The 12,501-nt window shown below is 45.5% G+C and carries 14 protein-coding genes; 9 read left to right on the forward strand and 5 right to left on the reverse strand.

From position 1 onward, the window contains the following. Positions 1-140: 140 nt before the first annotated feature. Together MHB43_RS04215 and MHB43_RS04220 are read right to left on the reverse strand one after the other, a co-directional pair. Positions 141-353 (reverse strand): hypothetical protein, encoded by a 213-nt coding sequence (locus MHB43_RS04215; RefSeq protein WP_017690673.1) that lies wholly within the window; start codon positions 351-353, stop codon positions 141-143. Positions 354-508: 155 nt separating this feature from the next. After that, positions 509-1,051 carry a DoxX family protein gene (locus tag MHB43_RS04220; protein ID WP_237178137.1) on the reverse strand — a complete coding sequence of 181 codons (543 nt, stop codon included), beginning with the start codon at positions 1,049-1,051 and terminating at the stop codon, positions 509-511. Between the two features lie 339 nt (positions 1,052-1,390). On the opposite strand from MHB43_RS04220, the gene MHB43_RS04225 reads away from it, so the two are divergent. The 5 genes from MHB43_RS04225 to MHB43_RS04245 all read left to right on the forward strand — a co-directional run bounded on the left by MHB43_RS04225 (position 1,391) and on the right by MHB43_RS04245 (position 6,305). Then, positions 1,391-2,467 carry a DUF3048 domain-containing protein gene (locus MHB43_RS04225; protein WP_339181893.1) on the forward strand — a complete coding sequence of 359 codons (1,077 nt, stop codon included), beginning with the start codon at positions 1,391-1,393 and terminating at the stop codon, positions 2,465-2,467. Between the two features lie 317 nt (positions 2,468-2,784). Continuing rightward, the gene (locus tag MHB43_RS04230; RefSeq protein WP_221818723.1) at positions 2,785-3,402 is read left to right on the forward strand and encodes a DUF47 domain-containing protein; all 618 of its coding nucleotides are present in this window, start codon (positions 2,785-2,787) and stop codon (positions 3,400-3,402) included. Positions 3,403-3,416: 14 nt separating this feature from the next. Further along, positions 3,417-4,406 (forward strand): inorganic phosphate transporter, encoded by a 990-nt coding sequence (locus tag MHB43_RS04235; protein WP_036668387.1) that lies wholly within the window; start codon positions 3,417-3,419, stop codon positions 4,404-4,406. Between the two features lie 349 nt (positions 4,407-4,755). Beyond that, positions 4,756-5,715, forward strand: coding sequence for a magnesium/cobalt transporter CorA (gene corA / locus MHB43_RS04240; RefSeq protein ID WP_036668386.1), 960 nt, complete (start codon positions 4,756-4,758; stop codon positions 5,713-5,715). Between the two features lie 128 nt (positions 5,716-5,843). After that, positions 5,844-6,305, forward strand: a complete 462-nt coding sequence (locus MHB43_RS04245) for a DIP1984 family protein (RefSeq protein WP_339181898.1) — start codon at positions 5,844-5,846, stop codon at positions 6,303-6,305. Positions 6,306-6,698: 393 nt separating this feature from the next. On the opposite strand, the gene MHB43_RS04250 is transcribed toward MHB43_RS04245, so the two are convergent. Together MHB43_RS04250 and MHB43_RS04255 are read right to left on the reverse strand one after the other, a co-directional pair. After that, positions 6,699-7,787, reverse strand: a complete 1,089-nt coding sequence (locus MHB43_RS04250; RefSeq protein ID WP_405131401.1) for a DNA alkylation repair protein — start codon at positions 7,785-7,787, stop codon at positions 6,699-6,701. A gap of 134 nt (positions 7,788-7,921) precedes the next feature. After that, on the reverse strand, positions 7,922-8,557 hold the full coding sequence (locus tag MHB43_RS04255; RefSeq protein ID WP_339181903.1) for a hypothetical protein: 636 nt from the start codon (positions 8,555-8,557) through the stop codon (positions 7,922-7,924). Between the two features lie 452 nt (positions 8,558-9,009). On the opposite strand from MHB43_RS04255, the gene MHB43_RS04260 reads away from it, so the two are divergent. Together MHB43_RS04260 and MHB43_RS04265 are read left to right on the forward strand one after the other, a co-directional pair. Then, positions 9,010-9,300: a YerC/YecD family TrpR-related protein gene (locus MHB43_RS04260; RefSeq protein ID WP_017690665.1), complete on the forward strand. Its 291-nt coding sequence runs from the start codon at positions 9,010-9,012 to the stop codon at positions 9,298-9,300. A 1-nt stretch (position 9,301) separates the two neighbouring features. Next, positions 9,302-10,087, forward strand: a complete 786-nt coding sequence (locus MHB43_RS04265) for a sirohydrochlorin chelatase (RefSeq protein ID WP_036606050.1) — start codon at positions 9,302-9,304, stop codon at positions 10,085-10,087. 145 nt (positions 10,088-10,232) lie between these two features. Here MHB43_RS04265 and MHB43_RS04270 read toward each other — a convergent pair whose 3' ends face one another. After that, positions 10,233-10,802: a TetR/AcrR family transcriptional regulator gene (locus tag MHB43_RS04270; protein ID WP_036606049.1), complete on the reverse strand. Its 570-nt coding sequence runs from the start codon at positions 10,800-10,802 to the stop codon at positions 10,233-10,235. A 168-nt stretch (positions 10,803-10,970) separates the two neighbouring features. Between MHB43_RS04270 and MHB43_RS04275 the strand changes: the two genes are divergently transcribed. Next, positions 10,971-11,897: a ketopantoate reductase family protein gene (locus tag MHB43_RS04275; protein ID WP_405131402.1), complete on the forward strand. Its 927-nt coding sequence runs from the start codon at positions 10,971-10,973 to the stop codon at positions 11,895-11,897. 71 nt (positions 11,898-11,968) lie between these two features. Then, a complete protein-coding gene (locus MHB43_RS04280; protein WP_036606047.1) occupies positions 11,969-12,385 on the forward strand; it encodes a DUF4395 domain-containing protein in 417 nt (138 codons plus the stop codon). Positions 12,386-12,501: the final 116 nt, after the last annotated feature.

Raw genomic sequence — 12,501 nt, forward strand, 5'->3', positions numbered from 1 at the left:
GCTTGAAGCCAGTTTCGTACGAATAACGTGTATTAATGCATACAATTACAATATATAAACAAAAAAGAAGGTTACTGTACACCCTTGATGGGCTACAGTAACCTTTTTTCAATACAAGGACTTATTCATGCAATAGATCTTTATTTGCGGATTTCGAACAATTCACAGTCTGTACGCGAATGATAAGCGAGCTCACTGACACTGGATTGTACCACTACGGTGTTGCTGTCAAAACGGATAATGATGCCACCGGAGTCAATCTGGTGATTATCTTTAAAAACTCGAACCTTATACTTCATATTCATGGCTTCCTGGAAGTCCGCATCGGTCTCGAGACGTCGCTGGGTCGGCATATCCTGTACTCCTTTGAAGTTCAACTTTATTTCATCATAATACGATTTTCTGTGGATGGGCAAGTCAGTCAGGCATTCGGGCTGATTTTGAAAAGTAAAAAGCCCTGCTCTCCAGGGGGATTGGGAGCAGGGCCGAGAATTCTATGAATGATTGCTTAAGCTGTTTTTTGAGTAGGGCTAATCGTTGGTGTGTCTTTAGGAAGATTTCCTTTGTTGTTACGAGTGAACAATCCGCGAAGGTAAGGCAGTACCCAGTGATCCAGACCAATTTTACCTGCATTTGCACCAGCAACGACAAGGAAGATTTCCATTACAACCAGTTGAGCATTCGTGCTTACTGTTCCCGAGAAGAGGAACGCGAAGTTCATGACCATAGCCATCAGTGCTGCTAGTGTAGTGAAGCAACCGAGGATGAGACCCAAACCTACAAGGAATTCACCCAGTGGGATAACGAAGTCGAACAGTCCTGCGTTTGGTACTGCGAATTTCTCAAGGAACGTTGCCCACCAAGCTTGGACAGCCGGGTGATCACCTGTTGCTTTTTCTACCGCACCGGCCAAGAACCCGCCAGCTTCGAATCCGCCGGTCAATTTGCTCCATCCGTGAGTCATCCAATCATAACCGATATACACCCGAAGTACTGTCAAAATCCACATTGCCACTTTGTTTTCTCTAAGCCATTGGTTGAAGCTGAACATATGAACCACTCCTTCATGGAATTTAGTGTGTGTTGTTTTTTTCTTTTTCTAAGTGATCACCTTTGATGTCTTTATTGTATAGTTCAAAAGTCGTTTTGTTTGTGATTAAAATCACAATCTAGTTCAAATTTTAAGTAAGGTTTGAGAAGTTCACATTTAGGACATATTTTTCTCGCAATACACTGTTTCAAATGTGAATTACACGCTGTATCAAGGCCTTCTAGGCGCAGACAAATCGGATGGGGTGTGATTAAATGGAAAGAAATACGTGAAATGGTTGCCCACATGAGACATATATCACAACTTAGAACCAGGCCATATCGTTCAGGAGGTCCTATATTGAAGCTTTTTAAATGGAACAAAGCAGCATCGGCTGCATCTCTCTTTATTCTCTCATTGAGTCTTGTTGCCTGCCAAAACCAGGAGGCGACCCATATGCCACTTCAGCCAGAACCGACACCCGCACCTGTTCAAGAAGAACAGAACGTGGAGGAATCCAACACGTCTCTCTATACAGCACCTCTGACGGGTCTGCCTGTAGATGAAGCGATTACGCGTCGACCACTCGCCGTAATGATTAATAATGCACCAGCAGCTCGGCCCCAATCGGGTCTTAGTTCAGCCGATATCATTCTTGAAGTCCTCGCTGAGGGAGGCATTACCCGTTTCATAGCCATCTTCCAGAGTGAAGGCGGTGCGGAGACGGTTGGACCTGTCCGCAGTATACGTCCATATCTGATTGAGCTGGGCGAGAGTTATGATGGGGTACTTGTTCACGCCGGAGGCAGTCCGGAGGCGTATTCCATTTTGCAAAGGCAGCAGAAACAGCATATGGATGAAATTTCGAATGGTGGACCATATTTCTGGCGTTCCTCTGATCGTAAAGCTCCGCATAATCTATATACTTCAGCGGACAAGCTGAGAGAAGGATCAGATATCAAGGGTTATAGCCATGACTTCAAGTCTCCCGTATACATCTATAACGAAGAAGGCGCGACATCCGCAGGAGAGGCAGTGAAGCAATTCGATATCCATTATTTATTGGATAGTTACCGGGTGACGTATGATTATGATGAAGTTAGCGGACGATATATGAGAATGGTGAATGGCAAGGCAGATCAGGATCTGGATAATGGCACTCAACTTGGCGCAGCGAACATCATTGTGGCAGGTGCAGATCACAAGGTGCTCGATAGTGTAGGTCGGTTGTCCGTTAATTTGGAACAGGGCGGGGAAGCCATGTTGTTTCAGAAGGGCAAGATGATTCGTGGGCAGTGGGTGAAGAAGCAGGGGGATATTATACGATTTGCTCAGGGTGGTAATGAAGTTGCTCTTGTGCCGGGTAAAACCTTTATCAGCATTGTTCCCAATCAACCGGAATTTTCCAGTCACGTGAAGCTGGCTGTGCACCAATAAAAGGATGTAATGAAAGAAAACAATGAAACATGTATCCATTTTGTTGTCAAAAAGGCATTATAACTTACCTTATCGTGAAAAGTAGAATCGTGTCGATTCTGTATTTTGATGTCGAATTGTAAACGCAGTGTAAAATCTTGACTTGAATTTACCATTATTCCAAATAATTAAGATTCATTTCAGATTAATGTGATAAGAATATAAAAAAGGATCACACCTTTTGTACAAACCATGAAACAAATATGATAAGATATCAAAGGTTGTCATTTCATGTTTCATCGGTTATCAGCAATTTTTCTCGTAAAGGGGATAGAGCTATGAAGCTTAAGAAGAAGAAGGATATATTTTTTGAGACACTGGAGAACATGGCAGATACGGTTGTTCAAGCGGCGGATTATTTCTCCCAGCATGTTTCCAACCTTCAGGATGTGACTCTTTTCGCTAATGAAATGAAGAAGTACGAGTCGAAATGTGATGATTTCGTGCATACGATTATTACAGAACTCAACAAAACATTTATCACGCCGATCGAACGCGATGACATCATGGAGCTGACAACAACACTTGATGACGTATTGGACGGACTCGAAGCAACGGCTTCCCGTTTCTATATGTACCAATTGACTGAACCGGATGAATTTATCGTTCAGTTCTCTGAAATTTTGCGCCAATCGGCTTACGAAATTCAGAAGGCGATCCATCTGCTGTCCCAGAAAAAATTGCTGGCTATTCGTGAGTACACCATTCGTTTGAATGATCTGGAAAACCAGGGCGACGAAGTGCTTCGCATGTGTATCAAACATCTCTTCGCTACCGTGTCTGATCCGATTGAACTGATCAAGCGTAAGGAAATTTACGAGCGTCTTGAGACAACAACGGATGCTTGTGAAGACGTAGCGAATGTGCTTGAATCCATCATTATGCGTAATTCTTAAGGAGCCAGAGAATAATGGAAACAACGATTTGGGTATTAGGTATAGTCGTCTTCCTTGCACTGGCGTTTGACTTCATCAACGGTTTTCACGACACGGCCAATGCCATTGCGACTTCGGTCTCAACCCGAGCGCTGACGCCACGTCGAGCTATTCTTATGGCAGCGGTGATGAACTTTGTCGGTGCGATGATGTTCACAGGTGTTGCGAAGACGATTGGGGGGAGTGTGACCGACCCCACCACGCTGGATAACGGGATAGAGGTCGTCATAGTCACCTTGATATCAGCGATTATCTGGAACCTGGTTACATGGTGGTTCGGTATTCCGTCCTCATCCTCACATGCACTTATTGGAGCCCTTGCAGGTGCCGTACTCGTTGGCGCAGGATCTGATAAAGTGAAATGGAGCGGATTCATTGATATCGTCGGTGGTTTGTTATTATCACCTCTGATCGCATTTGCGATAGGTTATGTGGTCATGACGATTCTCAAATATATTTTCGCCAAACGCAGTCCGCATAACGTGAACAAAGGTTTCCGTACGGTACAGATTTTCACGGCAGCACTGCAAGCATTCACGCATGGTACGAATGATGCACAGAAAGCGATGGGGATTATTACGTTTGCTCTGGTTGCAGCAGGTGTGCAGGATAATCTGGATGTTCCGCTGTGGGTTAAAATCTCAGCAGCAACTGCGATGGCTCTGGGTACATCCATTGGTGGTTGGAAAATCATCAAAACGATGGGTACCAAAATCTTTAAAATTGAACCGATCAACGGTTTTGCCGCGGATCTGTCAGCTGCATCCGTTATTTTCACAGCAACGTTGCTTCACCTTCCAGTTAGTACAACGCACGCGATCACATCAGCTATTCTGGGTGTGGGCTCCGCGAAACGTTTCTCTGCGGTGAAATGGGGACTTGCTGGACGTATTATTATTACGTGGTTCATTACGATTCCGATTACTGGGGCACTGGCAGGATTATTGTACTGGATTATTTTCTAAAAAGAGAAGTTATCCCGAACAAATTCGGAGTTACCAGACAATCTGTTCATAACTGTGTGAATATCGGGATATGTGGATAAATATACAACCAAAATCAAGAGACGCCTGTGCATGAACGTGTGGACAGGCTGGATATGTGGATAGCCATCCGTGGAATGATAAACCAAAAGAAGATATTCCTGTGGATACAGGGAACTGTGGATAGGGAAATGAGAGAAGCCAACAGGGTTGGCTTTTTTTGTTGTCGAGTTTGAATGCGTCTGTGGATATTTTGGACACGTGGGAGACGTACCTATGGTTAAAGTTGTACAATGACGTAAAGATACAGGACAAGGACGTGGTCTAATTTATGATTCGTACACTCGCCATTACACGAGAACATCAAGTCTCCGTTAACGTACCACTTACACAGCTGGATCTGAACGATTACGCCTGGGTATGGGCCGATTTTAACCAGCCAACGGAAGAGGAAAGCCGTTTGCTGGATACATATTTTCATTTTCACCCTTTAGCTATTGAGGACTGTCTGCATGTATTGCAGCGGCCTAAGCTTGATTATTATGATAATCTGCAGTTTCTTGTGCTCCATGCATTGAACCCGTCCACACTGGAAGCCGAGGAGGTTGACTTGTTTCTCGGATCAAACTTCCTAGTGTCTTTTCATCATGGCGTATTGGAGGAAGTGGATGAAGCGTGGGAGCGCTTGTTGCACCATGCACATGAACGAACCATCTGGGCGCGAGGTCCGGTGGCAGCAGCCTATACGGTGATGGACAAGCTGGTCGATCATTATTTTCCGTCTTTATTTGCGATTGAGGATGAACTGGCTGAACTGGAGAACCGGGGTGGACAGGAGTCAGTTGAAGACTTGATGAACCAGGTGTTTGATCTGCGGACTCGATTGCTGAAGCTGAGACGAACGGTAGTACCGATGCGGGATCTGCTCTATCGGGTGGTCAATTCCCAGCATGTACAGCGAACAGGTGAACATACGGCTTATTTTACCGATATCTATGACCATTTATTGAAGCTGACGGATATGATTGAAGCTGATCGGGAGATGACCGCTGACCTGCGCGACAGTTATATTTCCCTGAACTCCAACCGGATGAATCAGATCATGAAGACACTCACGGTGATTACGACCGTATTTATGCCACTCACACTGATCGCGGGTATTTATGGCATGAACTTTGCCTATATGCCTGAGCTTCAATGGAAGTTTGGGTATGGTGCGGTGCTGCTGTTAATGTTTGTGCTTGGCGGGAGCATGGTGGCCTGGTTTGTAAAACGGGGCTGGTTTAAGTAGGAACAAGTGTAATCAGATGTTAGTAACATGAACTTGTAATAACGTGTATCCACAGGTAAAATATAACGATATGTGAATAGATTCTGAATGAATTATCCATACATATCATTGTGGAAGGATGGGATACGATGAGATTGGCAGAGGCTCTTGTACTGCGAGCAGATGAGCAGAAGAAGATAGCTCAACTCAAGCAACGTCTGGAACGCGTAGTTAAAGTTCAGGAAGGTGAACAGCCAGCAGAGGACCCGCAGTTGCTTATGATCGACCTGGAGAATACGATCAGGAACCTGACGGTATTGGTTAAGAAAATTAATAAGACCAATGCACAGACTGACTTCACAGCTGGAGTTACGCTTGCAGATGCCCTTGCAGAGCGGGATGGAATCATGCAAGAAAGAGCATCGTTTAACGAAGTTTTGCAGAATGCGTCCATTCGCCAGGATCGGTACAGTCGTTCTGAAGTGAAGTATGAGCGAACCGTGAACATAGCAGATATTCAACATAAAGTGGATAGTCTTTCGAAATCCTACCGGGAACTGGATTTTAAAATTCAGGAGAAGAACTGGACCATAGACTTAATCGAGGAATAAAACTGCGTCGGTAACCCTATCCAAATGAAGCGAGCATAACCCACCAACGGGAAGTTGGAAACCTGGTAGACGCTGGGCCATGTCTAACCCACATCATCATTTAGCCCAATATTGTTACAAGAATGCGCAGCATGGATGTATCGTGTATCTTTCTAATTGTTACGACCATATGCAGGTCTTTGGATAGCGGTGAGGGTGGGTAAGGGGATTTGCAGTTGAACTACATATGAAGAAGGCCACTGGGCCATGATCTCGGGCAGAAATAACTGTCGGGAGATGATGCTTGCCAGGTGGCCTTTCTGATTCTTCTATTAGAAGTTTTGAAAAAAAAGTATCCACATGTGAATAAGTTTTTGCTGAAACGAACTGTGTATAACTTATGATGTCTTCCTGTTACTCCACTTCAAGAACAAAAGAAGTCGTTGCTGCCTCTTTACCATTCACAACAATCGTTAGTGTATGTAGTCCAGCATAATATTTTCTTGTTATAATGATTTTGAACGATTGTTTAGTGGCTACCTTGGTTCTGCCTGTCGGGTACATTTTATCGGAGCATTTGAATCGTTTGGGAGCCTGCTTGCCGTTTGCCTTCATATAACCCATCTCATATTCAATTCGCAGCATCTGTGACTCGCCGCTCTCATTAACGACATCAAACGAAAAGTGAAGATCCTCGCCAATGCTAATCGTATCCTGGACAAGCTGAAGCTGCTCAATGTGAATCGAATCCTGCTCGTTATAACCAAAAAGACTTAGTGCTTTACTATGTCCTTTCTTCAGCAATGACCTGCTGGCATGCCGGACAATCCAGTCTGTGTGTACATGTTGTCCGTACCAGGTCGTGGCCAGATCCATAACCAGTTCAGGGTGGTCCTTGGAGATGTCATTTAGATGATTGGCGACACTTTTGCGAACATAGAGGGACTCGTCCTGTTTCAATGCATGCAGAATCGGAAGTACAGGTGTTGGATCAGTGATAAAGTTCTGGAGTTTCGCACCCCATGGCAAACGTGGCCGGCTGCCCTCACTGGCAAGTCTGCGGATATGCTCGTTGTTGCTCTCTGCCCACGCCATCATATGTTTCATCGTTTGGATTGGATAAAGTTCAATAAACGGGCGTACCGCGAACTCCGAGCTGGAATAAGGTGTGAAGAGGGTCAGATACTTCATGGATAACTCGTAATCCTCTGGGTCAAGTCCGTTCACTTCGATAAAATCCGGTACAAACAGATATTCAACGCCTCTCATCGTAGGGGCGGCTTGTTCGATAATATGTAATGCTTCCTCATAATTGTCCGGCAGTACCTGGGTCAAAGCCAGTGTGATTCTGCGAATGCGCGCTTTGAATTCCAACTGTTCCCAGCCTTCGGCGAAAACCAATTCATGAAATTGCTGTGTATCCAGCTTAGGGTAGAATTGACGCATCTGTTCGCCGGTCCGATCGATTAATGCGGGAGTGTATTTGTCTTTGATAAGTTCCATGGTCCGCCTCCTTTAGTTACTATCCAGTATACCTCAAATTACAGAAATAAGAACGTAAGTTCCTGAAATTTATTTGTATACGGATGAACGGTGTTAAGGCACCCGCCTTCTGTAAGGGGGTGCCTGAATTTTTTTTAACCTTTGCGACTTTTGGGACGGCGCTTTGTGGAATTGGATTTGCGACGGACTGGAGTTGGATTGCGGCGACGTGTAGCATTCGTTGTTTTGTTCCGACGTTTGTTTTTGCGTTTGCGGGACGGCTTATATTCTTCATAGTCTGCATCGGCCGCGCTGCTATCCGTTTTTCCTTTTCCAAAAGGCAGAATGCCCATAACGAGTTTCATCATCGGAGCCATCTGCTGGATCCCACCGACGACCTTTTGCATTTTGCCTATTCCACTCATGATTCCATCAATACCGCCGAAGCGGTCGATCATTCCTTTTAACTCACCGATGTTGGCTAATGAAAAGCCGGAACTGCCAGTAGCAGGCGCCGGTACCGGAGCTGGGGGAAGAACCTGAGCTGCACCTCCATAAAAGTTTCCGCCAGCCACACCCTGCCCATAGGGTACGACTGCAGAAGCTTCGACTTCACCAAAGCCCGGGTAGTGTGGTTCTACGCCAGGATACATCGGTTGAATCTGAGTTTCATTTAAAGACCGTGGAACCACACCGGGCGGCATATAGGCAGAAGTATGCGCCTGCCGATGAGCATGAGAAGACGGACGCTGCCCTGGTGCTGGCTGGCGGTGATAATAATGCTGTGGCATGAACAATCACGTTCCTTCTATTGGATTTCGGAATTGCGTTCCATGAGTTGCATGACAGATGTACATCATAGACCCTTGTGGAACTCCCTTTTGTTATACTGTATGTCATTCGCGGAGAGACGGCGTAGGCGGGTATCCCGGAAAACGGGATATTTGCGGATTTGGGCGCATGTAAGATGGCAGGTTCACGAAGAGTAAAATGAAGTTTAGACACAAAATTGTAACATTTAGGAGGATTGAAATCCTACATAAGTAATCGGATATATACAGGTGAAAACTGGGAAAAAGCGCGGAAATTTCGCCCGATGTACACGAGGGGAGGACAATAGTACCTTTTGTAAGCGGTAACATGTATTTTTATTCTGTAGTGCGTGAAATCGGTAACGCTTGAAATACCAACTCAGGGTGAGTACAATGTAGGTACACAGTAACCGCTAGGGGATGATGATGAAATGCAGCTGAAAAAGCTAAATGATAAAAGCATTGAACAACTATTCGAGGCTATTTTGACGCTAAAAGATATTGAAGAGTGTTATGTTTTCTTTGATGACCTCTGCACAGTTAACGAGATCCAATCCATGTCCCAGCGGCTGGAAGTGGCTCGTATGTTGGGTAAAGGCAATACGTATAACCAGATTGAAGCAGAGACAGGTGCGAGTACAGCTACAATTTCACGTGTGAAACGCTGCCTGAATTACGGTAATGATGGTTATAAAATGACGCTGGAACGCCTGGGACGCTAACATGAAGAAGCCGGGTGTACTCATCATCAGTCACGGTTCACAGGAGCAGACCTGGGTGGAATCCGTCGATGACGCGATCTCCCGGTTGAATCTGCCTGTTCCATTACCGGTTGAAGCCGGTTTTCTTGAACTTGTGGAAGGACGCCTGATCCAGGACGGTATCGACCGACTGGAAGCACAAGGCGTAACCGATATTCTGGTCGTACCTCTATTTGTTTCGTCCGGCAGTACACATGTGGATGAAATTGAATATGCCATTGGTGCAAAGGAAACACCTGATCGCGAAACGGATCTGGAACCGTTCGATGTGAAGGCTCGGGTTCACTTCGGTTATCCGGTGGATAACGATCCGGATATTGCCGTGATGGTGTGGGACAAAGTCCGAGTACTGTCGCAGCAACCGGAGGAAGAAACGATTCTGCTGGTTGGCCATGGGAGTATTCATGATGGTTTTCGCGAGCGTTGGGAAGCCGGAATTTCTTCCCTTGCAGAGCGTGTGCAGGAAGTTAGTGATGTAGCCCATACGGATTATGCATTGCTGAATCCGGAGAGTGTGTACGACAAAGTGAAGTATTGGAGCGAAGAGCGGGGGAACCGAGTCATTGTGGCGCCGCTGTTTTTGAGTGCCGGTTATTTCACGAGGAACGTTATCCCGGGTCGGTTGCAAGAACTGAACTATGTGTACAGCGGTGAGACACTGTTGCCACATCCATTGCTTGGGCAGTGGCTGGAGCGCCAGATCCAGATTTTGCTGGAGAGATGTAATGAAGTTAAAGCTTCTTCTTGAAGTGATCGCTTTGGCATAGGTGTGTGATCGCATCGCTCGTAGTAATGCAGTATCAATTGATTTGAACTCCATAGCTTCATAAACAATCAAACCACGTCGAAGGACGTGGTTTTTGTTTGTTGTAGATCACTTGAAAGAGATTGGGTTATCCATTAATGGGTGCGTGCAATTGCAGATGTAGCTCCAGTAAATTTATTAATTGGTCAACGATCTCCTCGGCCGGATAAGGCATGGAATTCATAATCCACCACTCCAGGAGGCCCACAGCAGCGGAAGCAAGAAACTGTATGGTGATCTCTTTTTTCATACCTTCCTGGATGCCACAGGCATCCATCTGTTCCTCCACTCCCTGGACCAACAATGTCATCAACTTACTACGGAACGCTGGAATACCTTTTTTAGTTAGAAGTGTGGTATAGGTAGAGGCATGCTGTTCCAGATAACTGAAGGTTCGGAGCAACGCATCCTTGGCCGTAACGGGTGTTGTAGTAGGGCTTTCGATCATACAGGCATCCAACAACCGCTGCAAATAGGTCTCAATGCATTGATCCAACAGGTCGAACTTGTCAGCGTAATGCAAATAGATGGTTCCTCGGTTTACATTAGCCCGATCAGCAATATCGTTTATCGTAATTTGCTCAAAATCCTGTTCCTCCAGTAACCCCACAAAAGCTTCAATTATTGCCTTTCGTGTCTTGAGTACTCGTCTGTCCATGGCCCCTCCTATGATGGTTTTCAACAATAAGGAATCATTCGTTGATTATTCAACAAAAACGGATATTTTAACGATTGAAGCACAGTAGGTGCTTTGTTACTCTTATTTTATCAACAAATGTTGATAAAACAACGATTATTTATAAACTATGAAATTGAGGGATAACCAATGAAGATATTAGTGTATGGTGCGGGGGTTTTGGGCAGTCAACTGACGCATGTTCTGGTGCGCGGCGGCAATGAAGTCACCATTCTGGCCAGAGGGAAGCGGGCAGAGGAGCTGGAGAAGGATGGACTCGTCATCCGGCATTTTTTTCAGTTCAAAACGACAGTTGATCAGGTTCGGGTAGCCAGAACGTTGGAAGTGGATGACCAATATGATCTGATTTTTGTTGTCATGAAGTATAACGATTTTCCTTCAGTGTTACCTATTCTGGCAGACAATCAGAGCAGCAATATTGTGATTGTGGGAAACAACGCAGATGCACGAAGCATGCAAAACTTTTTGGAGGAAAACAGCAGGGTAGCAAAACAGGTCGCGTTTGGATTTCATGTGAGTGCAGGGAAGCGGGAAAAGGACCGCATGTTATCGGTCGGTGGAGGCAGCGGACAAATGGTAATCGGCAGTCTGGACGGAGAGATAGGCTTTAAACCTTTGCTGGACCAAGCTTTCCAACATGTGAAATACAAGTTAAATGTTCTGAGCGATATTGATGCCTGGCTGAAAAGCCATATCATCCCCATTCTGATGCTTAATGCGGTGAGTTTTAATGAGGAGCGTGAGTTGATCAAGTTGGACGGGAATAGAAAGCAAATCCAACATATGATTGGGGCGATGGATGAAGGCTTTAGCGTACTTGAGGCTATGGGCATAACGATTATACCGGAGATTCAGGCTAAAATGATCCGCAAGCATCAACGGATGTTGTACCTTCTGTTGAAGATCTATAGCATGCTTCCGGTTCATAAGCTGGTCGCGGGTTCTTTTGGAGAGATTGAGGCGTTAAATAATGCATTTACCGATTGGAAAAAGACAACAGGCACCCCGACTCCCCATTGGGATGTGCTGAAAAGAGATTTTACTCCCCTTAAATGAAGTGTTGCTCATTAACCCAATACCGACTACAATAAAACCAACTAATAAAATGGGGATAAGGAGATATACAGATGCGGGAAGTACCTATGCGCTATGTGAAAGCAAATCAGGTTGGTATTGTATTGTTTGTTTTGCTCTCGTTTGTGTTCAATCCAATTGTAGTTCTGGGCTTGCTGTGGATCATTCAGGTGGTGGGGCTGGCTTCCGGTGGCAAATTTAATCTGTTCGTACAGATTGGCAAAGTCGTGCTGACTGGTAAAGGTACAGAGGCGCAGGCGGTGGAGCTACAGCGATTCAACAATATTCTGGCCGTGCTCTTCCTGTCTTTGGCACTCATCTCGTTCTCGCTTGGTTGGGTAGGCGCAGGTTATGTATTCTCCGTCATGCTTCTCGCGGCTGCAAGCGCGGCACTGCTGGGTTATTGTGTAGGCTGCACCGTCTATTTCTGGTATAAACAGCTGCGGGCAGGCAGAAAAATCGGATTTTGAGGTTGCCTGAAGAGCGATACGATGACAGAATAACTTATTCTTCGAGTAAGGATAAGGACGAGTCATGTTCCGAGGAGCTTTCTGGCGGTAAGCTTTTAGCTGGACCTATATGGCGA

It is taken from the genome of Paenibacillus sp. FSL H8-0317, assembly GCF_045040685.1.
Taxonomy (GTDB): Bacteria; Bacillota; Bacilli; order Paenibacillales; family Paenibacillaceae; genus Paenibacillus.

What these genes read in the sequence shown, in the direction of transcription:
- MHB43_RS04215 (WP_017690673.1), bottom strand. Translation starts at nt 353, where the DNA reads ATGCCGACCCAGCGACGTCTCGAGACCGATGCGGACTTCCAGGAAGCC.
- MHB43_RS04220 (WP_237178137.1), bottom strand. Translation starts at nt 1,051, where the DNA reads ATGTTCAGCTTCAACCAATGGCTTAGAGAAAACAAAGTGGCAATGTGG.
- MHB43_RS04230 (WP_221818723.1), top strand. Translation starts at nt 2,785, where the DNA reads ATGAAGCTTAAGAAGAAGAAGGATATATTTTTTGAGACACTGGAGAAC.
- MHB43_RS04235 (WP_036668387.1), top strand. Translation starts at nt 3,417, where the DNA reads ATGGAAACAACGATTTGGGTATTAGGTATAGTCGTCTTCCTTGCACTG.
- corA (WP_036668386.1), top strand. Translation starts at nt 4,756, where the DNA reads ATGATTCGTACACTCGCCATTACACGAGAACATCAAGTCTCCGTTAAC.
- MHB43_RS04245 (WP_339181898.1), top strand. Translation starts at nt 5,844, where the DNA reads ATGAGATTGGCAGAGGCTCTTGTACTGCGAGCAGATGAGCAGAAGAAG.
- MHB43_RS04250 (WP_405131401.1), bottom strand. Translation starts at nt 7,787, where the DNA reads ATGGAACTTATCAAAGACAAATACACTCCCGCATTAATCGATCGGACC.
- MHB43_RS04255 (WP_339181903.1), bottom strand. Translation starts at nt 8,557, where the DNA reads ATGCCACAGCATTATTATCACCGCCAGCCAGCACCAGGGCAGCGTCCG.
- MHB43_RS04260 (WP_017690665.1), top strand. Translation starts at nt 9,010, where the DNA reads ATGCAGCTGAAAAAGCTAAATGATAAAAGCATTGAACAACTATTCGAG.
- MHB43_RS04265 (WP_036606050.1), top strand. Translation starts at nt 9,302, where the DNA reads ATGAAGAAGCCGGGTGTACTCATCATCAGTCACGGTTCACAGGAGCAG.
- MHB43_RS04270 (WP_036606049.1), bottom strand. Translation starts at nt 10,802, where the DNA reads ATGGACAGACGAGTACTCAAGACACGAAAGGCAATAATTGAAGCTTTT.
- MHB43_RS04275 (WP_405131402.1), top strand. Translation starts at nt 10,971, where the DNA reads ATGAAGATATTAGTGTATGGTGCGGGGGTTTTGGGCAGTCAACTGACG.
- MHB43_RS04280 (WP_036606047.1), top strand. Translation starts at nt 11,969, where the DNA reads ATGCGGGAAGTACCTATGCGCTATGTGAAAGCAAATCAGGTTGGTATT.